Source organism: Candidatus Vondammii sp. HM_W22, assembly GCF_022530855.2.
Classification (GTDB): domain Bacteria; phylum Pseudomonadota; class Gammaproteobacteria; order Chromatiales; family Chromatiaceae; genus Vondammii.
The window spans coordinates 2944589-2971048 of sequence record NZ_CP099567.1; the positions used below are offsets into that span (position 1 = coordinate 2944589).

Sequence of the window (26460 nt, forward strand, 5' to 3'; positions counted from 1 at the left end):
CGGCAGGCACCTAGATAGTCGTAGCGAAGAAGAGTCATCACTAAAACTCAGGCGTCTAGCTGAAGGTAATAAAGGTTCAACCCCTCCAGTCTTTGTGGCGTTCCTATATCCCGCCATTTTCCTTCAAAGTGTTCGCCACTAACCAAGCCCCTGACCATAGTACTACGCAGTAGTGGTGCCAGTGGAAATGCACCTGAGTGACAACCGGAGAAAAGCTCAGCCCGATAGATACCGATACCACTGAAGGTAAACCGTTCACCCTCTCCTTCAGAGACAACACCTTCCTCAAGAAGAAAATCACCCTTCAGATTATGTACTGGATTATCCACCAGCACCAGATGAGCCAGCACTCCAGCCGGACAGATGGCCCTGCTGAAATCATAGTCACTCCAGAGATCCCCGTTAATAACCAGAAAGGGCCCGCCCTGCAGCAGAGGCAGAGCCTTGTGGATACCGCCGCCAGTCTCAAGGGCTCCGCCAAGCTCCGGGGAGTAGTGAATATCAGCCCCAAAACTATGACCATTACCAAGAAATGCCTCAATCTGATTCCCAAGATAGGAATGATTCACCACAATTTGGGTAATACCGGCCGCAACCAGTGCTTCAACATGATACTGAATCAGCGGTTTTCCCGCCACCGTCAGAAGGGGCTTGGGCACTTGGTCGGTCAAAGGGCGCATCCGTTTCCCTCTGCCTGCCGCTAGAATCATCGCTTTAACCGGCATCTCTGATAAATTCAATTCAGACATCTTCATAATCAATCCATAACTTCCCGGTGGCCCGGCCCATCATTTACCTAAGGGTATGGAGGTATCCCCAATCGCACATAAGAGCTTAGATCTATGTTAAAAAAAGGCCACCCCATATCTGCATGTGCCGGCGGCCTTTTTCTAGGCTATGTTCAACGAAGAGATCAACGCCTCATTGCGCTAAAGAACTCATCGTTAGTCTTTGTGACCTTAAGCTTCTCGAACAGGAATTCCATTGCAGCCAGTTCATCCATCGGGTGCAGGATTTTCCTTAGAATCCACATCTTCTGAAGCTCACCAGGCTTCATCAACAGGTCTTCGCGCCGGGTGCCAGAACGGTTGATATTGATAGCCGGAAAAATACGCTTCTCTGCGATACGGCGGTCGAGATGGATCTCCATGTTGCCAGTGCCCTTGAACTCTTCATAGATCACATCGTCCATACGTGAACCTGTCTCCACCAATGCCGTCGCGATGATGGTCAAACTACCACCCTCTTCCACATTCCGGGCGGCACCGAAAAAGCGTTTCGGGCGATGCAGTGCATTGGCATCCACACCACCGGTCAACACTTTCCCTGAAGAGGGGATCACGGTATTGTAGGCACGAGCTAGTCGGGTGATGGAATCAAGCAAAATAACTACATCCTTATTATGCTCAACCAACCGTTTGGCCTTCTCAATCACCATTTCTGCCACTTGGACATGGCGCGAGGCCGGTTCATCGAAGGTGGATGAAATTACTTCACCGCGTACCGAGCGAGCCATTTCCGTCACCTCTTCAGGCCGCTCATCGATCAACAGCACCATCAGATAGCACTCGGGATGATTATTCCCGATTGACTGTGCAATATTCTGCATTAGCGTGGTCTTACCCGCTTTTGGCGGGGAGACGATCAGGCCTCGCTGTCCTTTGCCGATGGGCGCGCACAATTCAATAGTACGCGCAGTAATATCCTCGGTGCTGCCATTACCCTGCTCCAGAGTGAACTTCTCATTGGCAAATAGCGGCGTGAAGTTCTCGAACAGTATCTTGTGCTTGGCATTCTCAGGCTCGTCGTAGTTGATCTCGCTAACCTTGAGCAGAGCAAAGTATCGCTCACTATCCTTCGGTGGCCGTATCTTACCGGAGATGGTATCGCCGGTGCGGAGGCTAAAGCGGCGAATCTGGCTTGGAGAGACGTATATATCGTCAGGTCCGGCTAGGTAAGAGGCATCTGCTGAGCGCAAAAAACCAAAGCCGTCCTGGAGTATCTCCAGGACGCCATCGCCATAAATGGCTTCGCCCTTCTTAGCGTGAGATTTGAGGATAGCGAAGATCAGATCCTGTTTACGCGATCGTGCCATGCCCTCCAGCTTCATGGATTGGGCCAGTTCATTCAGTTCAGCGACTGGCATCTTCTTGAGTTCGGTAAGATTCATAGTGTTTTATTAAGTGTGTTTTAGATATGGAATGGAACAGGCAGGAGATCCCGTGTGAATCAAAGATTCAGGATTATTCTTAAAAACTCTGGAGTGGCTGTTTATCAGAGGCTGGGCGCTACAGGAAACGCTTGATATCTATTAAGGAGTAATAGTAGCAGTTTCCTGGAGCGCGTCCAGATCTTTTGCAAAATTCAGAGATTGCTGTCGATAAAAGCAATCAACTGAGACTTTGAGACAGCACCAACTTTGGTTGCCTCAACCTCGCCATCCTTGAACAGCATCAACGTGGGAATTCCACGAATGCCATAACGCGGCGGCGTATTGGGGTTGTCATCGATATTCAGTTTGGCGATCTTGAGCTTACCGCCGTATTCGCTGGCAATTTCATCCAGCACTGGCGCAATCATTTTGCAGGGACCACACCACTCGGCCCAATAGTCAACCAGCACAGGCAGGTCGGATTTAAGCACATCGGCCTCAAAAGAATCATCGGTCAGATGAACAATCTGCTCTCTCACGTGGCTCCTCCAAATGGATTAGGTGATTATAGACACCGGGATGTGCGGAATCGCACCGGCGCTCCTCAATTCAGCTTCGGGGCCGACCAGCTAACTATACAAGATTTCAAGCCCAACCCCAACGCTTGGGTACGTATTTGATATTAATCTTTCATCCATTTCAAGTCCAAACTGCCTAGAAATTGCTGTATTCTAGCAGGCCATGACTGAAAAACACTTGACAGATGTCCGCTTCGATAGCTTTGGCCTGCGCGATGAATTAATGCAAGGCATTGATGATACAGGCTTTTCTTTTTGCACACCGATCCAGGCCGAAACAATTCCGCTTGCCCTTGAAGGCAAGGATGTTGCGGGACAGGCACAGACAGGTACAGGTAAAACCGCCGCATTTCTTCTGGCCACTTTCCAGAATCTGCTGATAAAACCTGCCAGCGAGCATCGTAAACAGAGCCAACCACGCGCACTTATCCTGGCTCCGACCAGGGAACTGGCGATACAGATCCATAAGGATGCCGAGGTGCTCGGAAAATACACAGGCCTTGAATTGGGGCTGGTATTTGGCGGTACCGATTACGAACAGCAGCGTCGCCAGCTGGAACAAGGCATGGACGTTCTAATCGGCACGCCAGGCCGCCTGATCGACTATCTTAAACAGCGTGTCTACGATCTCAAGGCAATCCAGGTTGTAGTGATGGACGAAGCCGATCGCATGTTCGACCTCGGTTTTATAAAAGATATCCGCTTCATGCTGCGCCGCTGCCCCGACCCGGAGAAGAGACAGGGCATGTTGTTTTCGGCCACGCTCTCCTGCCGCGTCACTGAGCTGGCCTACGAACACATGAACCAGCCGGAGGAGGTAAAAATAGAGACCGGCAAAGTCACCGCCGATAATGTCGTGCAGACCTGTTATATGACAGCAAACAACGAAAAAGTCTCCCTACTCATCGGCCTCCTCCGGCAGATGGATGCACACCGCACCATTGTCTTTGTCAACACCAAACGCGGGGTTGATATGGTGTGGGGCTTTCTGCAGGGTAATGGATTCCAAGCTGCCGCACTCTCCGGGGATGTGCCCCAGAAAAAGCGCATGAGCCTGCTGAGCCAATTCCAGAAAGGTGAACTCTCCATCCTGGTGGCAACCGACGTTGCCGCCCGTGGGCTGCACATTGAAAATGTCAGCCATGTTTTCAACTTCGATCTGCCGGACGATGCAGAGGATTATGTCCATCGCATCGGCCGTACTGCGAGAGCCGGCGCCAGTGGCGATGCCATCAGCTTTGCCTGCGAAACACACGCCTTCGCACTACCAGATATTGAGGCTTTTATTGGCCACCGTCTGCCAATGGAAGCAGTAACCGATGAACTGCTGGCCGATATAGACCCCAGAAGCCGCATCATCCCTGACCGGCCTGCGAGGGATAACCGGCACGGCAGCAAACCGGGACAGAGCGGCAAACACAGGCGATCAAGCTCTGGCGAAAATCGTCACCGCAACAGACACAGATCGAAACCAAAAACCTGAGAAAACAGCCTCTCCATCGTAAATGGACATATTTGCAGAAAACAAGTGCAGCCGCTGCCCCGGCACCAAGTGTTGCACCTATATGACCGAGGCACTTGGCGCTGCACCCCGCGCCAAAAGTGATTTTCAACATCTGCTCTGGCAGATATCCCATAAGGGCGTGGAGATCTACAAGGATGAAGAGGGGTGGTATCTGATGTTCCAAGGCAACTGCGAGCACCTGCGCCCCAGCGGTGCCTGCAATATCTATGATGAGCGACCACAGATCTGCCGTGATTACGAGAACGACTGGTGCGAGACGGACGCCCCTGCGGAAGAGGGATTTGAACTCTATTTCCGTAACTACCAGGAACTTCTGGACTACTGCAAAAAACGTTTCAAGACATGGGGTCAATGATAACCAGCCAGCACTAAATCCCATCTGCTCCACGCAAACCCGGCGCAAGACCGTGAGTTATCAATAAATAGAACCGGTTAGAAGCCGATTTCAGAAAAATCACGGATGGCATCAAACTCCCCTGCCTCCCGCAACGGCCCTTTAGTATCCGGCTTGAGTACCGCTAGCAACCAGCGAATGCCGTGGTTTTTTGCCGACAAAAGAACCGACTGACTATCGTCGACAAACAGTGTCCTCTCTTTTTCAAATGGCTCGATCTGCTGCAGTTTCTCCCAGAATAGCGGGTTCTCCTTCGGCAATCCCAGGTCATGGGAGCAGATAACCGCGTCGAAATAGCCACCCAGACGGGTACGCTCCAGCTTCAATGCCAGCGATTTCTGGTGGGCATTGGTCACCAGCACAAGACGCTTACCGGCACTGTGCACCTTATTAAGAAAGCCGACTACGTGGGGATGCACCGCAATCAGATGCTCCACCTCTTCCTTCAGCAGGGCGATATCCAACCCCAGTTCCCGGCTCCAGTGATCAATGCAGTACCACTCCAATGTTCCCATCACACCTTCATAACGCATCATCAATTCGGCTTTTACCACGCCCAGTGACAAGTCACGCGCTTGTGCATATCGCTGAGGCACATGTTCCAGCCAGAAGTAGTTATCAAAATGCAGGTCGAGGAGAGTGCCATCCATATCCAGGAAGACAGTATCGATTTGGTTCCAGTCAATCATAAGGTTAAAGTTACCGTTTAATGAATGATGATGCTAACACTATGCAGAAAAAACCGATCATAAATGCCAGACGCCCTATCGCCAATACAGGGGTCTTCAGAATTGAAGAGATGGATCTGGAATTCTCCAATGGCCAGACAAGAACCTTCCAGCGTATCGTCGGCACCGCCCAGGGAGCAGTCATGATCATACCCATGCTGGACGATGAGACACTGCTGCTTACCAAAGAGTATGCAGCCGGTATGGAGCGCTATGAACTGGCCTTCCCGAAGGGACATATCGAGAAAGGTGAAGAGGTGCTGACCGCCGCAAACAGGGAGATCCAGGAGGAAGTGGGCTACGCCGCCCATCATCTTGAACTGCTGACTTCTGTCAGTGTTGCTCCCGGCTACCTATTGCATACCACCCATATCGTTCTGGCCCAGGATCTCTACCCCCAGCGACGGCCAGGTGATGAGCCTGAGACCATTGAGGTAATTCCCTGGAAGCTCCGGGATATGGACGAATTGCTGACAAGGGAGGATTTTACCGAGGCGAGATCCATCGCGGCTCTCTACCTAGTACGTGACCGAATCAACCGCCTTACAGATCAGGACGGCTCATGAGAGCGGCGCCCACCAGAATAGAAGATCTGATTAACCTTTCCCGCCAAGCCGGAGAAGCGATTCTTGCCATCTACGACACCGACTTTCCCGTCCAGAAAAAAGCGGACAGTTCACCGCTGACCGAAGCAGACATGGCAGCCCACAATATTATCGTCAATGAACTGGCATCTCTCACCCCTGATATTCCGGTCTTGTCAGAGGAGTCGGCTGCCATTCCATTTGAGGTCCGTAAATCATGGAACCGCTATTGGCTCATCGACCCACTGGACGGCACCAAACAATTTATCATGAGAAATGGTGAGTTCACCGTTAATATCGCGTTGATCGACAACCATGAACCGGTACTCGGTATTATCTATGTTCCTGTCACAGGAGTCACCTACTACGGCCAAAAAGAGCAAGGGGCTTTCAAACTCGCCCCTAACAAAAAAGTCGAACAGATACATGCAAAGCAAGATCGACAACAACCACTCCAGATAGCCAGGAGTCGCTCCCATGCCAGTGATCATTTGCTAAGCTATCTTGACGAGCTCGGGGATCACAAAGTCACCCGAATGGGAAGCTCACTGAAATCCTGTCTGGTAGCCGAAGGACGTGCCGATCTCTACCCCCGCCTTGGACCGACTTCAGAGTGGGATACCGCTGCAGCCCAGGCAATCGTTGAGGCAGCCGGCGGACAGATCACCGACACCAACATGCAACCTTTGCGCTATAACACAAAGGCATCACTACTCAATCCCCACTTTTTTGTTTTTGGCGACAGCAGCATAAAATGGTCAAACTATTTGGATGCGAATCAGGCACTGTGATTATGAACTTTAGAAAAAACGGCAAGACCGCGGTGAAAACAGTGCTGCTACTCGCCCTCACTTTTTCCCATTACCTGTATGCCGCCACGCCTGAGCCGGAAGAGGCTTTCAATTTTAACGACACCCCTCTGGCAAATCCACTGGAACATCCCGGCTGGTTCAAGGAGAGCTTTCTTGATCTGCGCGATGATCTGAAAGAGGCCCTGGCAGCGGATAAAAAAGGCATCATTGTCTATTTTTGGCAGCAACGATGTCCCTACTGCCAGAAGTTAATGAAGGTAAACTTCAGTCTTGCAGATATCGTCACCTATACACGGCGTAATTTCGACCTGATACCGATCAATATCTGGGGCATAGACGAAGTCACCGATTTCCAGGGAAACACCCTGACTGAGCGTGAATTATCATTACGGGAAGATACCAACTTCACACCTTCGTTAATATTTTATGATGCGGAAGGCGCTGAAGCGCTGCGACTCAGAGGCTACTACCCACCCTATAAGTTCCGTGCCGCACTGGAGTACGTGGCCGACGGCCATCACAAAAATGAAACCTTCGCCCGATACCTGGAACGGGCCGAAGGCACCCTTGCCTTTGAGCCTGGAGAGCTGAATGATGAGCCATTCTTCAGCCCTCCCCCCTACGCCCTTGATCGCAGCCGCATGTCAGCTGAACAACCTCTGGCCATTTTCTTTGAACGTGGGGAGTGTCACGCCTGCGATATACTCCACGCCCAGCCACTGCAGCAGCCCGCTATCAACAACCTGCTACAACAGTTTGAATCGATCCAGCTTGATATCAGATCGGACACACCGATACTAACCCCGGGTGGACAACGTACCACGGCCAAAGCATGGGCAAGGGAGCTGGAACTTTTCTACACACCCTCGATTATCTTCTTTGATAAGTCTGGCCACGAGATCATCCGTGTTGATTCTGTTGTCCAGTTTTTTCGTTTGCGCAATGTACTCAACTACATCAGCAGCCGCGGCTATCAAAACGAGCCGAATTACCAAAGCTGGCGAAGCAACAACCGCTTTTAAGAGAAAACCGGCTATCGACAGAATTTACGGAGGTACGCCGTCTTCTCACGACGCTGCCGTCGCAACCGTTCGCCTTGAACCGGCTTATAGCCTTTGCGCAACTGCCACTCGATCCGCTCAATTTGGCTTTTGACGCGCCAGCACTCCTTTGACAAACGATCATCATCCAGCACTACAGAAGCCGGCTTTTTCGATTGGCGTTTTTGCTTTTTTCTGTTGCCCGCAGATGCTGGGCGAGATACCCGATGCTTGTTTAAATCGACCCATTCCGTTGCTCTGACATTAACCTCAACCGCCTCTCCTCCTCCCTCTTCACACAGCATCTGCCTGAATTCAACCTCTCCGGCCTCTCCTTTGCAGCGGTATATTGCGGCTTCAACCGTAGTACATAGGGCCAGTGATAATAAAATCGTGACTGATGCCACAAATAACTTTTTATTATTCAAATAAACGGTTTGAAACTGCATCCAATCGATCATCATCCTTGATTCTCCTTCTATAATCCTTCAAAAATACTGTAGGGAATCTCTAAAAACCTTCCCAAATTAGCTACATATAGCAACCAACTATTGATAAAAGCCATGCTGCCGAATTTTTTTATCATCAAAACCGACTTCAACTCCTTGAGCAACTGGGAGACCCGCTGCCAAAGCTGGAAAGGGCCGTAGGCTGGGAGGCTTTTCGGGCATTGTTGGGCTCAGTTTATAAAAAGGCTCTTCCCCTAATACAGTGGATAAATTAACGTACCCCCTATGAGAGATAAAGACCTATACGCCCGGATCCTGGGTATCAAAAGCCCTTGGCAGGTTAGCAGTGTAGAGTTGGCTCTGCCAGAGAGAGAGGTAACGGTACAGGTTGAGCAGGAGGCAGGTGCCAAGCAGTGCTGTTCAACCTGTGGGCAGATCTCACAGGGCTATGACTCACGCAAGCGCCGCTGGCAGCACCTGTGATACCTGCCAGCACAAAGCTATTCTGGTAGCAGACGTGCCCAGAATGAAGTGTGAAGAACATGGAGTGGCCACCGTGTCAGTTTCCTGGGCGAAACCGGGCTCTGGATTTACTGCAATGTTTGAGGCGCTGGTGATCGACTGGTTGAAAGAGGCGTCCATCTCGGCAGTCTCCCGATTGATGGGGCTGAGTTGGAATGCCATTGATTATGCAGCGAGCGGTTAAGCGAGGATTGGCACGTAGAACAGAGATTAGCCCAACCGTATCGGTGTTGATGAGACGGCCTTCAAGAAACGTCATGATTATGCAGCAGTCTTATCAGACCAGGATGCAGGTACAGTGCTACACATGGGTAGTGACCGCAAAAAGGCCATGCTCAAAGCACATGGTACGAAAGTCTGGCAGAGGAGCAGCGAGAAGCGATAGAGAGTGTCTCCATGGATATGTGGCCAAGCCTTTATCAATGCCACACTGAAAAGCCTGCTTAGGGCTGAAGAGAAGATTGCCTTCGATAAATTCCATGTCGCCAAGAGCACAAAGTGCTGAAGGCTATGAGGACCTTAAAGGCCGCCAGTATGGCTGGCTCTACAACCCGGAGAACATGACGCGCAGACAGAGATTGCGGTTCAAGGCGCTACGTGACAGCACACTGAAGACTGCCCGTGCCTGGGCGATCAAAGAGTTTGCCATGTCACTCTGGCACTGTGCCAGCAAGACATGGGCAAGGAAAGGTTGGGAACGGTGGCTGTCATAGGCAGTGCGCAGTGGCCTGGAGCCAGTCAAGAAAGTGGTGGAAACAATCAAGGATCACCTGTGGGGAATATTGAACGCTGTTGTTTTGGAAGTAAGTAATGGTCCGGCAGAAGGTCTCAACAGCCGAATCAAGATAATCAAGGTGCATAGCAGAGACTTCCGTGAACCTGTAAAATTTTCTGTGTAACAGACAAGGTTAAATATACCTGATTACCTGCTAGGCTCAGCTATTGAGCCAGTGGTCATTGCATAATAGAAGCCACTGAACACAGAGGGGTTTCTATCATGCCGAAAAATACAGTGCAGTTTCAAAAAGGTCTTGGTTTGCACGAATTTATTGAAAAACATGGTTCTGAAGAGCAATGCCAACAAGCATTGTACCAACTGCGTTGGCCTACCGGATATATATGTCATGAGTGTGGCAACACAACAGGTTGTGAACTCAAAAGCCGTAAGATATATCAGTGCCATAAATGCCACCACCAAAGCTCCCTGATTGCTGGCACCATCTTTCACGGCACCAAGCTGCCGTTGAAGAAGTGGTTTCTGGCCATCTATTTGTTGACTCAGCGTAAAAAGAGTACTTCTGCCTTGCAACTGTCCCGTGAAATTGGTGTGAACTACAATACAGCCTGGAAGCTCAAGCACAAACTGATGCAGGTGATGATGGAACGTCAGAGTCAAAAAAACTGGCTGGTCGCATCGAGATGGATGATGCCTGTATTGGTGGTGAGAAACTGGGAAAGCGTGGGCGAGGGTCTCGTAATAAAATTCCTTTCGTGGCAGCTGTTGAGACGACGCAGGACGGCAGGCCAATGAAGATCCAACTGCGTTGGCTCCGCGGTTTTCAGAGTGCGGAGATCGCTCGATATGCCAGATCCAGTCTGTGTGCTGGCAGCACAGTTCTTTCTGATGGGCTCTACTGCTTCAGAGCAGTTACAGATGCTGGATGTGATCATATGCCTATCGTCACTGGCGGTGGGCGAAAGTATACCCAGCTCTCCACCTTTAAATAACTGAATACCATGCTTGGTAATATCAAGAATGCTTTGCAGGGAACCTTTCATGCTATTCGTAAAAAACACGTACCTTGTTATCTCGCCGAGTTTGAATATCGCTTTAATCGCCGGTTTAATCTTCCGGCTATGATTGAACGATTGCTCTGCGTCGCGTTACGTACACCACCGATGCCTTATCCCCTCCTGAGGATGGCTGAGGTTTATGGGTAATCAGGTAAACTTATTCGCTTTTTATCGACTATTGAGCTGGTTAACCTGCTGGGGCAGGAGAAACAACCCGGTAAGCAGGGGCCAATGGCTAACAGGTTGATGCATGCGGATCTCGTGACCCTTGGTGAACTGGGCTATCTCCCTTTTAGCCAGGCAGGTGGTGCTTTATTATTCCATCTTCTCAGCAAGCTGTATGGACGCACCCGCGTTATTATTACCACCAATGTCAGCTTCATTGAATGGTCGAATGTCTTTGGTGATGAAAAGATGACGACTGCGCTGCTTGATCGACTGACCCATCACTGCCATATCATCGAAACCCGCAATACGGAGAGAAAAACCAAACGAGAATCCAAGAAATAAGTCATAATCCGGCTTGATTAGGTGGGGCACTTTTAGATGCAATTTAACACGATGATCAAACAGAGTTCCAAGTACGGGATCGCTATAGCTTTTGTCGTTTTCTTGGGCTGAGCCAGGAGGGTAAGGTACCCGATGCCAAAACGGTTTTGGTGTATCGTGAGCGCCTGAAAGAATGGGGCCTTGTTGATAAACTCTTTTCAGAGTAGCTCTTCCCCTCATCGAGTGGGTAGAAAAGGTAAATCACCGCGTAGCAGCTACATCCCTGACAGACGGTATGTGCGCCAAAGGCTGTCGGCGTGAGGGTTTGGAGCCTCTTTTGGGATGCAGGAAATCATCAACAACCCACGCAAGCAGCTGATATACGATGGATTCTAGCCATGCTTACCCAATTCCTCGTGGCTGCCGATTATGTGGCGTAGATACCGTACGTCAAGGATAATTTGACTCAATATTAGCTCTTGCAATCCACTCGATCAGGCGAAGAGCGTTCAGATCTGTTGATCCAGATTGATGCAGCAAGCTCCAGTGTTCCCAAGGGACAGATTGTAGATGCCGCTATCGTTCCAGTGCCCAAGCAACGCAATACGCGAGAGGAAAATAGGCAGATCAAAGCCGGGGATAGCCCTGAGGCATGGAGTGATAACAAGCACCGTCAGAAAGATGTTGAAGCCACTGGACCATGAAGCATGGCAAAATCCACTATGGGTACAAAAACCACATCAGCATAGACCGGAAGCACAAGGTCATTCGCAAGTACGCCATCACATCAGCTGAAGTTCATGATAGCTAGATCTTCGAGGAACTGCAGGATGAGAACAACAGTGATGGCAGTGTCTGGGCCGATTCTGCTTACCGCAGTGTAGAACGGGAAGCCGCTTTACCGGGTGCGCATTGCCGCAGTCATATTCATCGCAAGTCGGCACGCAAACGCCCTTTGAATGAACGGGAGCAAGAGGCAAACCGAAAACAATCAAGAGTTCGGGCTCGAGTTGAGCACGTGTTTGTCCAGCAGGCCAATCGACTGGTGCGTAGCATCGGGCAAGTCAGGCCCGGCGTGAAGATGAGTATGATGAATTTGGTGTACAACATGCGTCGATTAGTGTGGCTGGCCAGATGAAACGAGGTATGGAGATGGATGTTGCCAGAAAAATGAGCGTGAAAATACCGGGCTCTCCCGGTTTGCTAAAGGCTATTGGCCTTTGTCGGGTTTTTAGAGGTTCTCTTTAGTATTCAGCGTTAGTTCGATGGTTTGCTTTAACAGCGCGTCAAGCTTACTACCGGCTCGGTTGCGCCAACGAATTACACTGGAGGAGTGCAAGGGAGTTCGTGTTGCAGGTATTGAAATTCACAAAAGTACGGCCAAGATGAGTTTTCAACCCAGCGCTTCACAAAGCTTTCACCGCTCTCATTAAAAGTGTACTTGAGGTAGTGTAGGCCCGCCAGTAAACGAGTGGGTAACGGAGGCTGACCTGCACCTTCGTTGTAAATAATATCAATGTCAGCTTCAAGTTTTTCCCCGTTCATCTTCTCGGATAACCGCACCAATGGGTGCGAGAGGTTTAAGATCTGAGAAAGTTGCTAACGGAATAAATCAGCACTGTTATCCGGGCTTTGTGGTTTCATATTTGCTGGGTAGTTATAAATAATTCAGGGGCGACTGATTAACACCAGAAAGCCAATAGCGCTACTTGGCAGGGTGGCCAGCAGATCTTCCTCCCAGAGATCACCAAACAGCCCGCGGAACACCAGCGAAAAGAGTTGGGAACAGACCGTGATAAGTAGTCGATCCTGAAATATTCATTCCAGGCACTTAATAATACTGTTGTTTCTGTTTTGCAAACAGGAACAACAGTATGGACATGATATTTTTCAGCACAAAAAGAACCTCCTTCATCCATTTTCTGAAGTTGAAGGCAGCCGCCGCCATAAGCAAGTTAATCTGATCCCCGGCAAAGCCTTTAGGAAAGTTCCTTTTTAGCCTGTGGTCACTCTTTAAGTGACCACAGGCTCAATGCCAGCTCGTCTTCTGAAACGTTTTCTGGCTAATGCCATGGCTTCTTCTGAGGTATTCTTCCTGGCAGGCTTTGGCGTTACTATCTGTGTGTCATTAACCTTTGATTTGCCCCGGTAACCTCGATCAGCAATACCCACTTTGGGTACTCGATTGATGAGACGTTTCACCTGTGCCAAGACCTCAGGTACGGTGTGACCATCAAATACATTCTTCTCAAAAGCCAGGGCACCAATCACAATGCCCGCGTCCCTTGTGGTGGTGATTGATGTCTTGGTGCCAAACTCATAACGCTGCTGGGCCTTGCCTTTGCTCATACAGTAAATATGAGGTTCATGTAGGCTGTACAACTTATTTTTATCAGCACGCTTCTGATTCAGCATGCGCTGGTACAGGGCGAACTTTTCTGCATAGAATTTCTGTTGTTCTCCGGTCATCTTACGCTGTATTTCACGCAGTAATCGGCCGCTGATGGTCTTTAATCGCTTGACGGCCTTACGTGCCTTTTTACGATTCCTCGGATGTGTGGCAAATCGGGTGGGGAGCTTGAGAATTTTTACTTCCTTCTCATGGCTTCGACTGAGCACGATACCTTCTGCTCGGGCCATCTTGAGTAACTGCCCGTGTATCTTTCGGTACTGCTTTGCATCAGTTGGAAAGGTAATGTTTTTCTCTTGTACGGTAGTGTCGATACACATTTCATCTTCGATCGCCTTTTCTTGATGTAAGGCGATAGAGGCAGCCAGGACCTTTTCAAAACCTTCGTTGCCAATACGCTTTCTGAAGTAAGTCAGGTCGGAGGGGTCACAAGGAAGTTGCCATTGGAATTCGATCTCACCCGTAAAACTCTGGTAGCAGGGATTTTGTATCCAGCGTTGAATCAGAACCTCGTCACTGAGGTCTTTCAGATGCTTGAGTATCGAGAGATCCACCATTAGGCGGATGGGTTTTGAGGGCTTTCCAAGATGAGAATAAAGCGGGCAAATTTAGCATCAAAATATGACCAGTCTATCTGTCTGGCCAGTAGAAAAAGTGGATTCTTGGGGTTCAGCTGATCCAGTAAGTTTTGGTGCAGGAAACTTTGCTGGTTGGGATTGGCTGTCTTGGATTTGCTCAATTATCCACCTCCGTTTCGTCCAGTTTTTCTCTGCTTTTACCCCTTTCCGGACGCTTATTTTATATAAATTATTGCGTTATGAATATTTCAGGGTCGACTAAGTAGCACCATACTGGTCAGATTGGTCGTATAATTCGTGCTCTCCATCACCGCGGCAAGGGTAAGCCTCTTATTTACAAACGCCAGCAGCATAGCGCTAACCGTATCAAAATCACCTGCCTCCGTGGGTGTCGTCAAGCCGCCAAAAATATTGCCCAGCACAATCACAATCAGCCCCGGCGGCGGGAGCATCACCAGGACAATTTGCCGGAACAGTTTTGCCCCACTCATGGTACAGGATGCCTTAGGCATGGCCGGCGCAGCATAGGTTATTAGCAGTGCGACCACTACAATGCAGAGGATGTAACTACTCGACAGCACTAGGCTCGGTATCAATGACCAGCCAGAATAATCAACGAGTTATAACTGAAAGTGTTGTTTGAAAGGAATTGAAAAAGAGCGGGGTATCTGGTTGATTTATTGTTGCGAGACATCAAAACAACCATTGGAGATACGCCACCATGAGTAAGAATAACGTTGTTAAGCTGGCAGTTCGAGATACGATTATCGATCCGCTGACAGAGTTGCTGAGAAGCGGTGCAGAGCAGTTGATCTACCAGGTGGTGGAGGCCGAGCTGCTGGAGCTGTTGGCGGAGCACGTCGAGCGACGGACAGAGGATGGCAAGGTGGGTGTGGTGCGTAATGGTCACCTGCCAGCTCGTAAACTGCAGACAGGATTAGGGCCGGTCACGGTCAAGATCCCCAAAGTACGAGCGAAGACCGGCGAGCCGGTGACGTTCCGATCAGCTCTGGTGCCGCCGTATGTACGCAAGACGAAGTCACTGGAAGCGGCACTGCCGTGGCTCTACCTGAAGAGGATTTCCAGTGGAGAGATGGGTGAAGCCCTGAAAGTGCTGGTGGTTCCGGATGCAACAGGCTTGTCGGCGGGCAGGGTATCGCGTCTGAAGCAGGTCTGGGCAGAAGAATATCGGAGCGGGTGCGAGGAGCGCCTGGATAAGGGCCATTGGGTGTATGTGTGGGCAGACGGTGTCTACAGCGGACAGAGAGCAGAGCAGACGAAGCTGTGTGCCCTGGTGGTGATCGGCGTGAATGAGCGTGGTGAGAAGCATTTTCTGGCAATTGAGGATGGTGTACGGGAGTCCACACAGAGCTGGCGGGAGGTGCTGTTAAAACTGAAGTCACGCGGACTGACCCCGCCAAAATTGGCGATCGGTGACGGTGCCATGGGATTCTGGGCTGCGCTGGAGGAAGTGTATCCGGAGACGCGCCAGCAGCGCTGCTGGATGCACAAGACCATGAACGTGCTGAACTGCCTGCCAAGGTCAGCTCAGCCGAAAGCGAAGCAGGCACGGCACAACATCTGGCAATCGGAGACCCAGGCCGATGCGGAAAAGGCCTTTGATCTGTTTATCAAAACGTATGAGCCAAAGTATCCGAAGGCTGCCATCTGTCTGCACAAAGACCGAGAGGAACTGATGGCTTTCTATCAATTTCCTGCGCAGCATTGGCAGAGTATTCGGACCAGCAATCCGATTGAATCCACCTTCGGGACAATCCGCCATCGAACCAAGCGTTCCAAGGGCTGCCTATCGCGTGACGGCATGCTACACATGATGTTCAAACTCGGCCGGTGTGCCGAGAAGAAGTGGAGGCGATTACGGGGTTTCGATTATCTGGCGAAGGTGATAACCGGAATCAAATTTAAAGAGGGTGTTGAGGTAGCAGGAGTCGATCAGGTCGCCGCTTGATTCAACTGGCTAAACACCAGATTTGACTATAACTCACAATCAACACCATACCGGGAGGGATCACCTACCCCAATGCCCCTGACGTGGCGATGATACCGGTCGTCAGGGACTTCGAATACTTCGCTTCCATCATGACTAGCAATGCGATCAAGCCCATTACCCCTACCACACCCGGTTGCTGCCGCCAGTAATGTACCTACAATCACCCCAGAGAAACCAAGGCCGCCACGGACACATGACCAAAGGCGATACTCATGGTTTTGAGCAGAATCTTCCGCCAACAGCGTTTAGTTCTGTATTATGTCAAAAAATCGCTGGGACACGGCTTGGAGCAGCGCGAAATCCAACAACTCCATATTAATGCCGATAATGCCGAAGGCCAGCGCAGCGCTGTCCAGAAAAAATGCCAGCGGGTAGTCGATGAAGATCATAAGCAGCGCCCCCACGAATATCAGTGAGTCCAGCAGATCCAGGTCGAACTCCATCACGCGCTTTTCTCCAGGTGGTCATCGGGATGTGGAATGACACCACGTAAAAAGGCAGCCAGCTTGATCAATTCACTGGGGCCCTGGACGATCAGCAAAATAGCCGTGAGGGGGAATAACTGACTTGATCAAATAGCGGGGCAGGCCACTGGGATCAGGCAACATCTCCAGAATCTGCGAGGAAGCTCCTACTAGCCCAGAGAATCAGCAAGGTGGCAGGCATCAGGAAAGTGACCGTATCAAAGATATTGGTCCAGGTTTGGGCACGACGACTGACGCGGGAGTAGATGATATCCACACGCACATGGCCCTTGTTTCTCAGTGTGTATCCCGCTCCCAGGAGAAAGATCAGGCTAAACATATACCATTGAGCTTCAATATAGCTGTTGGAGCTGAAATCTAGGCCAATGGTCTGACTCATTACGGGTCACAACGTTGTACGCGCCGAGCAACACCATTGCCAGAACCAGAACCAGAACCAGAACCAGCCATGAGATGGGGCGTCCGATCTTTTCGTTCAAGGCATCGATCAGGCCGGATAGACGCAGGCAGTGCCTGCATGGGAAATTTGCCTCCCAGGTCAGTTTACACAAAGCGGTGACGATACTCGAATTGGTGGCGTACCGGCGGGTGATAGATTTACAAAGGCTCAAGATTAGCGTAAGCGACCACCAGCCATTTTGCACCCACCGTTTCAAAATTGACATGGACCCGGGCACTGCCACCCTGACCTTCGGCGTTGAGCACCACCCCTTCGCCAAACTTTGGATGGCTAACTCGTTGCCCCAATCGGTAACCACTCTCCGATTCTGTAAGGCCAACGGGGGAGGGAGAGTATATGGGTCTGCTGATCTGAGGCTGGGCACGTATCTCCTGGATCAGCTCAGGCGGAATCTCCCGCAGAAAACGGGAAGGCGAGGGGTAAGTTTCACTGCCGTGCAACCGACGATTCTCGGCATAGGTGAGATAGAGCTGCTCCATGGCGCGGGTCATCCCCACATAACAGAGGCGCCTCTCCTCTTCCAGGCGCTCAGGATCTTCGCTGGACATGCTGTGAGGGAACAGCCCCTCTTCCAATCCAGCAATGAAGACCAGCGAAAACTCCAGCCCTTTAGCCGAGTGGAGTGTCATCAACTGCACGCACTCTTCATAGGCACCTCCCTGAGCCTCTCCCGCCTCCAGTGACGCATGGGAGAGAAAAGCGGTCAGGTCATCCATCTCCGCCTCTCCATCCGACTCGTATTGGAACTGACGCGTGGCATTCACCAACTCTTCCAGGTTCTCAATCCGGTCCAGCCCCTTGCCATCCCGGCTCTTCTTGAATTGGGCCTCCAGCCCAGTGGCTGAGATCACCTGATCCGTCATCTCATGCAGTGCCAGGTCCCGTGTATCGGCTCGCTGTTCATCGATCAGATCGAGAAATCCGCCCAGTGCGTTGGAGGCCCGTTTGGTCATGCCACTGCCGCTTACCAGCGCCCTTGCGGCCTGCCACATAGAACAGCCGAAATCACGTGCATGGGCACGAACCGCATCCAGGGTGCGGGGGCCTAAGCCCCGGGGGGGCATATTGACCGCGCGTTCGAAAGAGAGATCATCTTCCGGGTTGGCTATCAAGCGCAGATAGGCGAGGGCATCTTTGATCTCAGCCCGCTCGAAAAATCGCTGGCCGCCATAGACACGATAGGGGATCTGTGCCTGAACCAGGGACTCCTCAAACAGTCGCGACTGGGCATTGGAGCGGTAGAGAATGGCAATCTCCGAACGCGTGTGGCCCTCATCGATGAAGTTGCGCAGACGCTCCACGACAAAACGCGCCTCATCCACCTCATTAAAGGCGGCATAAAGATTGATCGGCTCACCGTCGAGGCCATCAGTCCAGAGCTCTTTGCCCAGTCGTGAAGGATTATTTGCGATCACGGCATTGGCCGCTTTCAGGATGCTCCCGGTAGAGCGGTAATTCTGCTCCAGCTTTATCAACGGGGCAGTGGGGTAATCTTTCTGGAAGTCGCGAATATTCTCCACCCGGGCACCACGCCAGCCGTAGATTGATTGATCATCGTCTCCCACGACAAACAGGTTGTTGCTGCCTCCGGACAACAACCTCAGCCAGGCATACTGGATGGTGTTGGTGTCCTGAAACTCATCCACCAGAATATGCTGGAACCGCTCCTGGTAGTGCTGAAGGATATCCGGCCGGTCCCGCAGTAGTTCATGGGCTCTTAGCAGCAGCTCAGCAAAATCCACCGCGCCGCTTCGGTCGCAGGCCTCCTGATATTCACGATAAAGCCGGATCATCTGACGTTGAAACGGGTCGCCACCATCATCCAGATGCTGGGGGCGCCTCCCTTCATCTTTCTGCCCATTAATAAACCACTGCACCTGCCGTGGCGGCCAGCGTGTATCATCAAGATCAAGGGCCTTTAACAGGCGTTTAATCGTGCGAAACTGATCGTCTGAGTCGAGAATCTGGAAACTTTGAGGCAACTTGGCCTCCTTCCAGTGCGCCCTTAACAGCCTGTGGGCAAGTCCATGGAAGGTCCCGACCCACATGCCACCCACCGGGTGACCCAGCAGATCCTCAATGCGACCCTTCATCTCCCTGGCCGCCTTATTGGTGAAGGTGACGGAAAGGATATTCCAGGGCGAAGCACCGACGACCTGAATCATCCAAGCAATGCGATGCACCAGCACCCGAGTCTTGCCACTGCCCGCACCTGCCAATATCAGCATGCCCCCAATGGGCGCTGAAACAGCTTCACGCTGGGCATCGTTCAAACTATCCAATATATGTGAAACATCCATCCGGGCATTCTAGCAGTCACAGCCAACCTTCACGACCCGCACACTTTTTCAGCAGAGACTATTTTATGCATTTTTTCAGAGAACGTTTAAAAAAGAACGCAGAGTACACAGAGGTTTCTCTTGCTTTTCGATACGTAGTCGTCGCCCCATGAATTACTTATAACAAAATGATAAATATGAATTAATAAGCTAATTATAATAGAATGGTTTGCGAGGAAGGTCCTCCTTCAACATCAAAACCCCGCAAATTATGAAACCACAAAGCCCGGATAACAGTGCTGATTTATTCCGTTAACAACTTTCTCAGATCTTAAATCTCTCGCACCCATTGGTGCGGTTATCCGAGAAAATGAACAGGGAAAAACTTGAAGCTGACATTGATATCATTTACAACAAAGGTGCTGGCCAGCCCCGTTAGCCACTCGTTTACTGGCACAACAACGACAAGACAAAAACAAGCTTTACAGCGTGCATGCAGCAGAAGAGGAATGCATTACCAAGGGTAAAGCGCACAAGCATTACGCGTTTGGCAATAAAGCCTCATTCGTGACCAGATCCAGAGGCAACTGGTTAGTTGGCACACGGAGTTTGACGGGTAATCCTTATGATGGGATACACTCTATGGCGGCCACTTGAACAAGCGGAGAGTTTGAGCAGCCGAAAGTTCAAGAATGCATATTGTGATCAGGGTTACTCTGGGTGCCGCGCAGGCGATGAAATTGATGTTAAAACCTATGGCAGGCTCCCTAAGAGGGCGACTCGGTCAACCCGAAAATGGATGAAGCGCCGAGCCGGTTATTGGGCACCTTAAATCAGACAATAGGCTAAGTCGAAACTACCTTAAAGCTGAGTATGGTAATGAAGCTAATATGGTTTTGGCTGCAGCGGGATACAATTTAGCCAAGTTGTTAGCTTGGCTAAATTGTGCTTGGATGAGGTTAGTGGGAAATCGTATGATTATTCCAACAATGGGCGGAGAGTCAGACTTAAAAGGTCCAGGAACCAGACTCTCAGCCTGATACTTCAGGGACGACTAAATAAGATTTCGCAGCCTCATTTTATCAGACATTCAAATCATCTCTTTTTAGTCACCCAGTGATGCACTTTGGAGTTGAATTCACCAAATTTATACGGTGGTGGGCTTGAAACTAGAGGGGGCGGGTGAGTCCCTAATCTACGGCCAGTTCAAACCATCGGTCCAACTGGGCATGCGCTTCATCGATTCCCTGATTTTTAAGTGCAGAAAAAAGCTGGATGCTGATATTGGGGTTTTTCATGCTTTTCAGTGTTTTTTTCATCTGTAGCAGGCTGCTGGCGGCTGCGCCACGCCTTAATTTGTCGGCCTTCGTCAGAAGAATATGGACGGGCAGTTTTATTTCGTTACTCCACTCCAGCATCTGTAGATCAAATGCCTTCATTGGATGGCGGATATCAATCAGCAGGACCACCCCTTTCAGGGATTCTCGTTGCTCAAGGTAGTGGGCCAGTTCTGTTTGCCACTCCCGCTTTACCGCTTCTGAGACTTTGGCGTAGCCGTAACCCGGCAGGTCCACTAGGCGGTGGGTATCGTCCAGGCTGAAGAAGTTGAGCAGTTGGGTACGTCCTGGCGTTTTACTGGTTCGGGCCAGACTTTTCTGTTGGCAGAGGGTGTTGATGGCGCTGGATTTCCCTGCATTGGAACGTCCGGCAAAGGCCACTTCGTAGCCACTGTCCTCTGGTGTCTGGTTCAGTTTGGCTCCACTGGTGAGGAAACAGGCCCGGTGATAGAAGGGATTCATGTCTCGCGTAGCCAGTGCCCAGATTTACCACCCTTTTTTTCCAGTAGCTGAACCTGATTGATGGTCATGCCTCTGTCAATCGCTTTGCACATGTCGTAAATGGTAAGGAGTGCGACCTGGGTGGCGCAGAGCGCTTCCATCTCGACGCCTGTCTGGCCCCGGGTTTCTACGGTGGCTTGGCAGTATATGCTCGATGTCTCGGGGTCGGGTGTCAGGTCGATATTGACATGGGTGAGGGCCAGTGGGTGACAGAGGGGTACCAAGTCGGCGGTTTTTTTGGCGGCCATAATGCCGGCAATCCGCGCAATACCCAGGACATCCCCCTTCTTGTGTCCACCTTGCTGAATCAGTTCCAGGGTTGCAGATTCCATTTGGATCCGCCCCTCGGTGACAGCAACTCTGAGGGTGCTCTCTTTTGCACCCACATCGACCATATGGGCTTCACCGGATTGATTGAAATGGGTTAGTTTACTCATAGCTTCTGGCGTTAAAATTTGTTGGGAAATGTTCAGTATGGATCCGGCTACTGGCCGGCATCCGTGGTGGTGGCAGTTGAATAGGGAGCTTCACTGATACGTTCGATGCTTTTGGGTATTTCGTGAATATCAAACTCCATGGTTTCCAGATCCAGCATGATATAGGTTGCCGGGTCGTTGCCCACGCCGCCCACCGTGCCTGGATTCATCAGAGGGGTTTTACCCCCTTTTATGTTGCTCAGATAATCCACTGACGCCTTGTGGCTGTGCCCGCAGCATACCAAGTCCCAGTCTCCAGTGGAGGCCAGGGCTCGGGCGTAGTGTGGATAGTGGACCAGGAAGATTTTTTTACCGCCCAGGGTCAGCCCTGCATCCATTCCGTAGTATTGGATGACGTTGTTTTCTTTGTTGGCAAGCTGCCCCAAGGTATACAGGTCGCCCGTATTGTTGCCGTGGATCACATGCACCGGCATCTGGTACTTATTGAGGCACTTCAGGGTGCTGGGTGCAACCACGTCTCCGCAGTGCATAACTGCTTCAGCACCCCGCTTTTTTGCCTCGGCGACCGCTGCATCCAGCAGTGGAATGTGGTCATGGCTGTCGGATAATATGCATATTTTCATAATTAACTGTCCAGTATTCAGGTTCGCTGCTTCCTGGTTTTAGGTTATTAATATTAGAAATTGGGCTTTTCAGGAGCGTCTTGGAACATCTTGACACTCTCCATAATCTCCTTTTTTGCCTCATCCACACCACCCCAGCCACCGACACGCACCCACTTGCCCTCATCCAGATCTTTGTAGTGTTCGAAGAAGTGGGAGATACGGTCTAGGTTGTCCTGGGGTAGGTCTCTAAAATCCCCCACACTACGGTAGCTTTTGCAGAGCTTGTCGATGGGGACGGAAAGGATTTTGGCATCATCACCCGATTCATCGGTCATTTTTAAAACGCCCACGGGGCGGCAACTAATGACAGATCCTGGGATCAGCGGGTAAGGTGTCATTACCAGAACATCCACCGGATCGCCATCAGGCGAGAGGGTATGAGGGACGTAGCCATAATTGCAAGGGTAGTGCATGGCGGTTGACATGAAGCGGTCGACGAACATCGCGCCGGTATCCTTGTCCAGTTCGTACTTTACCGGGTCGGAGTGGGCCGGAATTTCGATGATCACATTAACCTCGTTGGGTACATTACTGCCGGTGCTGACTCTATCCAGATTCATCTGTTTTTTCGCCGTGCAAAAGAAAGGAGGTCGGTTATTAGAACCGACCTCCATCTTTTTATCAAAACTTCCGGTAAAACCATAAGAGTTATACCGGATTTGTCAGGAGCAAGGATCAAATCATAGTGCTTCTGATGCCTGCTCCCGGGTCCCTATCTCTTAGATAAGAGGCACGATCAAGAGAGCAACAATGTTGATGATCTTGATCAACGGGTTGATCGCAGGACCGGCGGTGTCTTTGTAGGGATCGCCTACGGTGTCACCAGTAACGGCCGCTTTGTGGGCATCAGAGCCTTTGCCGCCAAAGTTACCATCCTCGATGTACTTTTTGGCGTTATCCCAGGCACCACCACCGGTGGTCATTGAGATAGCGACAAACAGGCCGGTTACGATGGTGCCGATCAGCAAACCACCCAACGCCTGAGCGCCAAGTGTCAGACCGACAATCACGGGTACTGCGATCGGCAGCAGGGAGGGAATGATCATCTCCTTGATGGCTGAGCGGGTCAGCATGTCCACAGCTTTTGAGTAATCAGGCTTCTGGCTGTAATCCATGATACCGGGCATCTCTTTGAACTGACGACGCACTTCGTTGACGATACCGCCGGCAGCACGACCGACAGCTTCCATCGCCATGGCACCGAACAGGTAGGGTACCAGTCCGCCAATGAACAGACCGATGATCACCATATGGTTCGAGAGATCAAAGGTCACGCTCTTGCCTGCAGCATCGAGGCTGTGGGTGAAGTCAGCAAACAGTACCAGCGCAGCCAGACCGGCAGAACCGATGGCATAACCTTTAGTTACTGCTTTGGTGGTATTACCCACGGCGTCCAGAGGGTCGGTGATGTTGCGGATCTTCTCATCCAGTTCGGCCATCTCGGCAATACCACCGGCGTTGTCGGTGATCGGGCCGTAGGCGTCCAGTGCGACGATGATGCCGGTCATGGAGAGCATGGAGGTAGCGGCAATGGCGATGCCGTATAGTCCCGCCAGATCATAGGCGCCCCAGATTGAGGCACAAATGGCCAGAACCGGTGCAGCTGTGGATTTCATCGAGACACCCAAACCGGCGATGACGTTGGTGCCGTCACCCGTGGTGGAGGCTTCGGCGATGTGCCTGACCGGGCTGTATTCTGTCGCTGTGTAGTACTCGGTAATCACAACCATGGCTCCCGTCAGCACCAAGCCGATCATAGCAGAACCAAATAACGCCATGGTTGGATTGGTTACTCCCTCAATCACTACGTCGCTCATCATGTAATCAGTAACAAAGTAGAAAGAGACCGCCGCGATAGCACCGGCTACACCCAGGCCCTTGTAGAGGGCGATCATGATCTTGGTATCGCCCTCTTTCGCCTTGACGAAGTAGGAACCGATGATGGAAGCGATAATAGAGACGCCACCCAATACCAGAGGATAAGTGATGGCGGTGCCGCCGGAGACCAGCAGGCTGCCCAACAGCATGGTGGCTACCACGGTTACCGCGTAGGTCTCGAACAGATCCGCTGCCATGCCGGCGCAGTCGCCCACGTTATCGCCTACGTTGTCAGCGATAACTGCCGGGTTGCGTGGGTCATCCTCAGGAATGCCAGCTTCCACTTTACCGACGATGTCGGCACCGACATCGGCACCCTTGGTGAAGATACCACCGCCAAGCCGTGCGAAAATGGAGATCAGGGAGCCACCGAAGGCCAAGCCGACCAATGCATGCAGCGTGTCAGATTCACTGACACCCATCATGGTGAGAATACCATAGTAACCGGCAACACCTAGAAGACCCAGGCCAACCACCAGCATGCCGGTGATGGCACCGCCGCGAAAGGCGATCTGCAGAGCGGCGTTGAGGCCGTCGTTAGCGGCTTGAGCGGTGCGTGAATTGGCACGTACCGAGATGTTCATGCCGATGTAGCCGGCAGCACCGGAGAGTATAGCGCCTATGGTAAAGCCGATAGCAGTGGTTGAGCCCAGTGCTACCCAGAGAATGGCCAGCATGATCACACCAACAATACTGATAGCGGTGTATTGGCGGTTCAGGTAGGCGCTTGCGCCTTCCCGTACCGCGGCAGAGATCTCTTTCATCCGGTCGTTGCCTTCCGGTTGCGCCAGGATCCATTTTACGGATACGAAGCCGTAAGCCAGTGCAGCGACTGCACAGGCCAGGGCGAAAATTAGCTCATTGCTCACGTTGGGCTCTCCTCGAGTAAGTGAATATATCTGTTATTTCTGACCCGGTAACAGCTGTTTATTATTATCTGTTGCCGAACCATGTTTTTACACTCTCCATTATTCCCTTAGATAAACCAAGAAAATACCTCCCTTTTCATACCGCTTGTGCATTGATTAGGGTCAATCGGTATAAAAAATAAAGGGGCATTATGCCCCTTTATTTTTTTGATTACAGCTCAAAGCTTTCCAATTTCTTCTCAACCGCTGCACCTTTCAGCGTGACATACACCGGCATGCCATTCTCATAGGGAGGGTATGCCTCGCCCTCGATCAGCGGGTAGAGATACTCCTTGCAGGCTTGAGTGATGCCAAAACTATCTTCGGTAATGAACTCCATGGGCATCATCTTCTCGACGTTGGCCACCTCGGAGAGGTTGGCTCTGCCAATCTCCCATTGATAAGGGCTACTGGATTTCCGCACCACGGTTGGCATAATGGAGTTGTCGCCTTCCAACGCCATCTCAACTGCGGCCTTGCCCAGTGCATAGGCTTGCTCCACATCCGAGGTGGAGGAGAGGTGGCGTGCTGCACGTTGCAGGTAGTCGGCCACAGCCCAGTGGAATTTATGACCCAGAGCATCTTTAATCAGATTGGCAACCACCGGCGCGGCACCGCCCAATTGGGCATGGCCAAATGAATCGCGGGTACCCTGTTCAGCCAGGAACTTGCCATCCGGCCAGTGGGTGCCTTCAGAGACCACGATGGTGCAAAAGCCGTGTTCTTTGACCTTTCCATCGACCTTCGCCAGAAACTTCTCCTGGTTGAACTCGATTTCAGGGAAGAGAATGACCACCGGGATATCGTTGTCTTCCACCAAACCACCCGCAGCAGCAATCCAGCCGGCGTGGCGGCCCATTACCTCAATAACAAAAATTTTGGTAGATGTTTTGGCCATGGAGCGCACATCGTAGGAGGCTTCCAAGGTGGAGACGGCAATATATTTGGCTACTGAACCGAAACCAGGGCAGTTATCAGTGATTGGCAGATCGTTGTCCACGGTTTTTGGTACATGGATCGCCTGGACCGGATAGCCCATCTTTTCAGAGAGCTGGGACACCTTATAGCAAGTGTCGGCGGAGTCGCCGCCGCCATTGTAGAAGAAGTAACCGATGTTATGGGCTTTGAATACCTCAATCAGGCGCTCATATTCGCGTTTGTTCTCTTCAAGACTCTTGAGTTTGAATCGGCAGGAGCCGAAAGCACCGGATGGCGTGTGGCGCAGGCAGGCAATATCTTCAGCACTCTCCTGATTGGTGTCGATCAGGTCTTCGGTGAGTGCACCGATGATGCCGTTACGACCGGCATAGACGTTACCGATCTTGTCGCTGTGCTTGCGGGCGGTTTCGATAACGCCGCAGGCTGATGCATTGATCACAGCGGTTACACCGCCGGATTGTGCGTAGAAAGCGTTTTTCTTGCTCATGCTTCCCTTCCTCTCTGT

At 51.2% G+C, this 26460-nt stretch carries 28 protein-coding genes and 5 pseudogenes; 16 read left to right on the forward strand and 17 right to left on the reverse strand.

From position 1 onward, the window contains the following. Positions 1 to 47 precede the first annotated feature (47 nt). From murU to trxA, 3 genes are all read right to left on the reverse strand, one after another. On the reverse strand, positions 48 to 755 hold the full coding sequence (gene murU / locus MN084_RS16730; protein WP_277400146.1) for an N-acetylmuramate alpha-1-phosphate uridylyltransferase MurU: 708 nt from the start codon (positions 753 to 755) through the stop codon (positions 48 to 50). 158 nt (positions 756 to 913) lie between these two features. Next, a complete protein-coding gene (rho, locus tag MN084_RS16735) occupies positions 914 to 2170 on the reverse strand; it encodes a transcription termination factor Rho (RefSeq protein WP_241085687.1) in 1257 nt (418 codons plus the stop codon). A 194-nt stretch (positions 2171 to 2364) separates the two neighbouring features. Continuing rightward, positions 2365 to 2691, reverse strand: coding sequence for a thioredoxin TrxA (trxA, locus tag MN084_RS16740; RefSeq protein ID WP_241085686.1), 327 nt, complete (start codon positions 2689 to 2691; stop codon positions 2365 to 2367). A gap of 202 nt (positions 2692 to 2893) precedes the next feature. Between trxA and rhlB the strand changes: the two genes are divergently transcribed. Together rhlB and MN084_RS16750 are read left to right on the forward strand one after the other, a co-directional pair. Beyond that, positions 2894 to 4213 carry an ATP-dependent RNA helicase RhlB gene (gene rhlB, locus MN084_RS16745; RefSeq protein ID WP_241085685.1) on the forward strand — a complete coding sequence of 440 codons (1320 nt, stop codon included), beginning with the start codon at positions 2894 to 2896 and terminating at the stop codon, positions 4211 to 4213. 22 nt (positions 4214 to 4235) lie between these two features. Beyond that, positions 4236 to 4610 carry a YkgJ family cysteine cluster protein gene (locus tag MN084_RS16750; RefSeq protein ID WP_241085684.1) on the forward strand — a complete coding sequence of 125 codons (375 nt, stop codon included), beginning with the start codon at positions 4236 to 4238 and terminating at the stop codon, positions 4608 to 4610. 77 nt (positions 4611 to 4687) lie between these two features. Here the strand turns inward: MN084_RS16750 and yrfG are convergent, their stop codons facing one another. Then, positions 4688 to 5338, reverse strand: a complete 651-nt coding sequence (gene yrfG / locus MN084_RS16755) for a GMP/IMP nucleotidase (RefSeq protein ID WP_241085683.1) — start codon at positions 5336 to 5338, stop codon at positions 4688 to 4690. Between the two features lie 41 nt (positions 5339 to 5379). On the opposite strand from yrfG, the gene nudE reads away from it, so the two are divergent. From nudE to MN084_RS16770, 3 genes are read left to right on the forward strand one after another with little or no spacing between them, the layout of a single operon-like run. Beyond that, positions 5380 to 5943 carry an ADP compounds hydrolase NudE gene (gene nudE, locus MN084_RS16760; protein ID WP_241086057.1) on the forward strand — a complete coding sequence of 188 codons (564 nt, stop codon included), beginning with the start codon at positions 5380 to 5382 and terminating at the stop codon, positions 5941 to 5943. Beyond that, positions 5940 to 6752, forward strand: coding sequence for a 3'(2'),5'-bisphosphate nucleotidase CysQ (gene cysQ, locus MN084_RS16765; RefSeq protein ID WP_241085682.1), 813 nt, complete (start codon positions 5940 to 5942; stop codon positions 6750 to 6752). The genes nudE and cysQ overlap by 4 nt, the downstream gene beginning before the upstream one ends. Before the next feature lie 2 nt (positions 6753 to 6754). Next, positions 6755 to 7795: a thioredoxin family protein gene (locus MN084_RS16770; RefSeq protein ID WP_241085681.1), complete on the forward strand. Its 1041-nt coding sequence runs from the start codon at positions 6755 to 6757 to the stop codon at positions 7793 to 7795. An 11-nt stretch (positions 7796 to 7806) separates the two neighbouring features. Here the strand turns inward: MN084_RS16770 and MN084_RS16775 are convergent, their stop codons facing one another. After that, positions 7807 to 8118: a hypothetical protein gene (locus tag MN084_RS16775; protein ID WP_241085680.1), complete on the reverse strand. Its 312-nt coding sequence runs from the start codon at positions 8116 to 8118 to the stop codon at positions 7807 to 7809. Between the two features lie 429 nt (positions 8119 to 8547). On the opposite strand from MN084_RS16775, the gene MN084_RS16780 reads away from it, so the two are divergent. From MN084_RS16780 to MN084_RS16825, 10 genes and pseudogenes are all read left to right on the forward strand, one after another. Beyond that, complete coding sequence (locus MN084_RS16780; RefSeq protein WP_241085679.1) at positions 8548 to 8745, forward strand: hypothetical protein; 198 nt, start codon at positions 8548 to 8550, stop codon at positions 8743 to 8745. A 43-nt stretch (positions 8746 to 8788) separates the two neighbouring features. Then, on the forward strand, positions 8789 to 8968 hold the full coding sequence (locus MN084_RS16785) for a transposase family protein (RefSeq protein WP_241085678.1): 180 nt from the start codon (positions 8789 to 8791) through the stop codon (positions 8966 to 8968). A gap of 39 nt (positions 8969 to 9007) precedes the next feature. Beyond that, positions 9008 to 9169 (forward strand): transposase, encoded by a 162-nt coding sequence (locus tag MN084_RS16790; RefSeq protein ID WP_241086056.1) that lies wholly within the window; start codon positions 9008 to 9010, stop codon positions 9167 to 9169. Between the two features lie 94 nt (positions 9170 to 9263). Next, positions 9264 to 9683: pseudogene (locus tag MN084_RS16795) on the forward strand (transposase). A 98-nt stretch (positions 9684 to 9781) separates the two neighbouring features. Continuing rightward, a pseudogene (locus MN084_RS16800) lies at positions 9782 to 10725 on the forward strand (IS1595 family transposase). Between the two features lie 12 nt (positions 10726 to 10737). Further along, positions 10738 to 11088: pseudogene (locus MN084_RS16805) on the forward strand (ATP-binding protein); the annotation flags it as partial. A gap of 62 nt (positions 11089 to 11150) precedes the next feature. Next, a pseudogene (locus MN084_RS16810) lies at positions 11151 to 11294 on the forward strand (transposase); the annotation flags it as partial. Between the two features lie 291 nt (positions 11295 to 11585). After that, the gene (locus tag MN084_RS16815) at positions 11586 to 11771 is read left to right on the forward strand and encodes a hypothetical protein (protein WP_330178197.1); all 186 of its coding nucleotides are present in this window, start codon (positions 11586 to 11588) and stop codon (positions 11769 to 11771) included. Further along, a complete protein-coding gene (locus MN084_RS16820) occupies positions 11768 to 11878 on the forward strand; it encodes a hypothetical protein (RefSeq protein WP_330178198.1) in 111 nt (36 codons plus the stop codon). The genes MN084_RS16815 and MN084_RS16820 overlap by 4 nt, the downstream gene beginning before the upstream one ends. A gap of 12 nt (positions 11879 to 11890) precedes the next feature. Then, entirely contained in the window at positions 11891 to 12205 is a 315-nt protein-coding gene (locus tag MN084_RS16825; protein ID WP_330178563.1) for a transposase, read from the forward strand. A 182-nt stretch (positions 12206 to 12387) separates the two neighbouring features. On the opposite strand, the gene MN084_RS20005 is transcribed toward MN084_RS16825, so the two are convergent. From MN084_RS20005 to MN084_RS16840, 3 genes and pseudogenes are all read right to left on the reverse strand, one after another. Then, positions 12388 to 12612, reverse strand: a complete 225-nt coding sequence (locus MN084_RS20005) for a transposase (RefSeq protein ID WP_241085674.1) — start codon at positions 12610 to 12612, stop codon at positions 12388 to 12390. A gap of 286 nt (positions 12613 to 12898) precedes the next feature. Further along, positions 12899 to 14216 (reverse strand): annotated as a pseudogene (locus MN084_RS16830) (IS5 family transposase). A gap of 87 nt (positions 14217 to 14303) precedes the next feature. After that, positions 14304 to 14567: a TRAP transporter large permease subunit gene (locus MN084_RS16840; RefSeq protein ID WP_330178200.1), complete on the reverse strand. Its 264-nt coding sequence runs from the start codon at positions 14565 to 14567 to the stop codon at positions 14304 to 14306. Between the two features lie 209 nt (positions 14568 to 14776). Between MN084_RS16840 and MN084_RS16845 the strand changes: the two genes are divergently transcribed. Next, entirely contained in the window at positions 14777 to 16024 is a 1248-nt protein-coding gene (locus MN084_RS16845; protein ID WP_330178201.1) for an IS256 family transposase, read from the forward strand. Between the two features lie 287 nt (positions 16025 to 16311). Here MN084_RS16845 and MN084_RS16850 read toward each other — a convergent pair whose 3' ends face one another. From MN084_RS16850 to MN084_RS16895, 9 genes are all read right to left on the reverse strand, one after another. Beyond that, a complete protein-coding gene (locus MN084_RS16850) occupies positions 16312 to 16509 on the reverse strand; it encodes a hypothetical protein (RefSeq protein ID WP_241085670.1) in 198 nt (65 codons plus the stop codon). A 154-nt stretch (positions 16510 to 16663) separates the two neighbouring features. After that, positions 16664 to 16930, reverse strand: coding sequence for a TRAP transporter small permease subunit (locus tag MN084_RS16855; protein ID WP_241085669.1), 267 nt, complete (start codon positions 16928 to 16930; stop codon positions 16664 to 16666). Between the two features lie 218 nt (positions 16931 to 17148). Next, the gene (uvrD, locus tag MN084_RS16860) at positions 17149 to 19311 is read right to left on the reverse strand and encodes a DNA helicase II (protein WP_241085668.1); all 2163 of its coding nucleotides are present in this window, start codon (positions 19309 to 19311) and stop codon (positions 17149 to 17151) included. Between the two features lie 1169 nt (positions 19312 to 20480). Beyond that, positions 20481 to 21089, reverse strand: a complete 609-nt coding sequence (gene yihA, locus MN084_RS16870; RefSeq protein ID WP_241085667.1) for a ribosome biogenesis GTP-binding protein YihA/YsxC — start codon at positions 21087 to 21089, stop codon at positions 20481 to 20483. Then, positions 21086 to 21565: a cyclic pyranopterin monophosphate synthase MoaC gene (gene moaC / locus MN084_RS16875; protein WP_241085666.1), complete on the reverse strand. Its 480-nt coding sequence runs from the start codon at positions 21563 to 21565 to the stop codon at positions 21086 to 21088. The genes yihA and moaC overlap by 4 nt, the downstream gene beginning before the upstream one ends. Before the next feature lie 47 nt (positions 21566 to 21612). Further along, entirely contained in the window at positions 21613 to 22188 is a 576-nt protein-coding gene (locus MN084_RS16880) for a metallophosphoesterase family protein (RefSeq protein ID WP_241085665.1), read from the reverse strand. 53 nt (positions 22189 to 22241) lie between these two features. Then, complete coding sequence (gene ppa, locus MN084_RS16885) at positions 22242 to 22790, reverse strand: inorganic diphosphatase (protein ID WP_241085664.1); 549 nt, start codon at positions 22788 to 22790, stop codon at positions 22242 to 22244. 159 nt (positions 22791 to 22949) lie between these two features. Beyond that, positions 22950 to 24977 (reverse strand): sodium-translocating pyrophosphatase, encoded by a 2028-nt coding sequence (locus MN084_RS16890; RefSeq protein ID WP_241085663.1) that lies wholly within the window; start codon positions 24975 to 24977, stop codon positions 22950 to 22952. Positions 24978 to 25188: 211 nt separating this feature from the next. After that, on the reverse strand, positions 25189 to 26442 hold the full coding sequence (locus tag MN084_RS16895; RefSeq protein ID WP_241085662.1) for a 6-phosphofructokinase: 1254 nt from the start codon (positions 26440 to 26442) through the stop codon (positions 25189 to 25191). Positions 26443 to 26460 lie beyond the last annotated feature (18 nt).

What these genes read in the sequence shown, in the direction of transcription:
- murU (WP_277400146.1), bottom strand. Translation starts at nt 755, where the DNA reads ATGAAGATGTCTGAATTGAATTTATCAGAGATGCCGGTTAAAGCGATG.
- rho (WP_241085687.1), bottom strand. Translation starts at nt 2,170, where the DNA reads ATGAATCTTACCGAACTCAAGAAGATGCCAGTCGCTGAACTGAATGAA.
- rhlB (WP_241085685.1), top strand. Translation starts at nt 2,894, where the DNA reads ATGACTGAAAAACACTTGACAGATGTCCGCTTCGATAGCTTTGGCCTG.
- MN084_RS16750 (WP_241085684.1), top strand. Translation starts at nt 4,236, where the DNA reads ATGGACATATTTGCAGAAAACAAGTGCAGCCGCTGCCCCGGCACCAAG.
- yrfG (WP_241085683.1), bottom strand. Translation starts at nt 5,338, where the DNA reads ATGATTGACTGGAACCAAATCGATACTGTCTTCCTGGATATGGATGGC.
- nudE (WP_241086057.1), top strand. Translation starts at nt 5,380, where the DNA reads ATGCAGAAAAAACCGATCATAAATGCCAGACGCCCTATCGCCAATACA.
- cysQ (WP_241085682.1), top strand. Translation starts at nt 5,940, where the DNA reads ATGAGAGCGGCGCCCACCAGAATAGAAGATCTGATTAACCTTTCCCGC.
- MN084_RS16770 (WP_241085681.1), top strand. Translation starts at nt 6,755, where the DNA reads ATGAACTTTAGAAAAAACGGCAAGACCGCGGTGAAAACAGTGCTGCTA.
- MN084_RS16775 (WP_241085680.1), bottom strand. Translation starts at nt 8,118, where the DNA reads ATGCTGTGTGAAGAGGGAGGAGGAGAGGCGGTTGAGGTTAATGTCAGA.
- MN084_RS16780 (WP_241085679.1), top strand. Translation starts at nt 8,548, where the DNA reads ATGAGAGATAAAGACCTATACGCCCGGATCCTGGGTATCAAAAGCCCT.
- MN084_RS16785 (WP_241085678.1), top strand. Translation starts at nt 8,789, where the DNA reads ATGAAGTGTGAAGAACATGGAGTGGCCACCGTGTCAGTTTCCTGGGCG.
- MN084_RS16820 (WP_330178198.1), top strand. Translation starts at nt 11,768, where the DNA reads ATGAAGCATGGCAAAATCCACTATGGGTACAAAAACCACATCAGCATA.
- MN084_RS20005 (WP_241085674.1), bottom strand. Translation starts at nt 12,612, where the DNA reads ATGAACGGGGAAAAACTTGAAGCTGACATTGATATTATTTACAACGAA.
- MN084_RS16840 (WP_330178200.1), bottom strand. Translation starts at nt 14,567, where the DNA reads ATGCCTAAGGCATCCTGTACCATGAGTGGGGCAAAACTGTTCCGGCAA.
- MN084_RS16845 (WP_330178201.1), top strand. Translation starts at nt 14,777, where the DNA reads ATGAGTAAGAATAACGTTGTTAAGCTGGCAGTTCGAGATACGATTATC.
- MN084_RS16850 (WP_241085670.1), bottom strand. Translation starts at nt 16,509, where the DNA reads ATGGAGTTCGACCTGGATCTGCTGGACTCACTGATATTCGTGGGGGCG.
- MN084_RS16855 (WP_241085669.1), bottom strand. Translation starts at nt 16,930, where the DNA reads ATGAGTCAGACCATTGGCCTAGATTTCAGCTCCAACAGCTATATTGAA.
- uvrD (WP_241085668.1), bottom strand. Translation starts at nt 19,311, where the DNA reads ATGGATGTTTCACATATATTGGATAGTTTGAACGATGCCCAGCGTGAA.
- yihA (WP_241085667.1), bottom strand. Translation starts at nt 21,089, where the DNA reads ATGAATCCCTTCTATCACCGGGCCTGTTTCCTCACCAGTGGAGCCAAA.
- moaC (WP_241085666.1), bottom strand. Translation starts at nt 21,565, where the DNA reads ATGAGTAAACTAACCCATTTCAATCAATCCGGTGAAGCCCATATGGTC.
- MN084_RS16880 (WP_241085665.1), bottom strand. Translation starts at nt 22,188, where the DNA reads ATGAAAATATGCATATTATCCGACAGCCATGACCACATTCCACTGCTG.
- ppa (WP_241085664.1), bottom strand. Translation starts at nt 22,790, where the DNA reads ATGAATCTGGATAGAGTCAGCACCGGCAGTAATGTACCCAACGAGGTT.
- MN084_RS16895 (WP_241085662.1), bottom strand. Translation starts at nt 26,442, where the DNA reads ATGAGCAAGAAAAACGCTTTCTACGCACAATCCGGCGGTGTAACCGCT.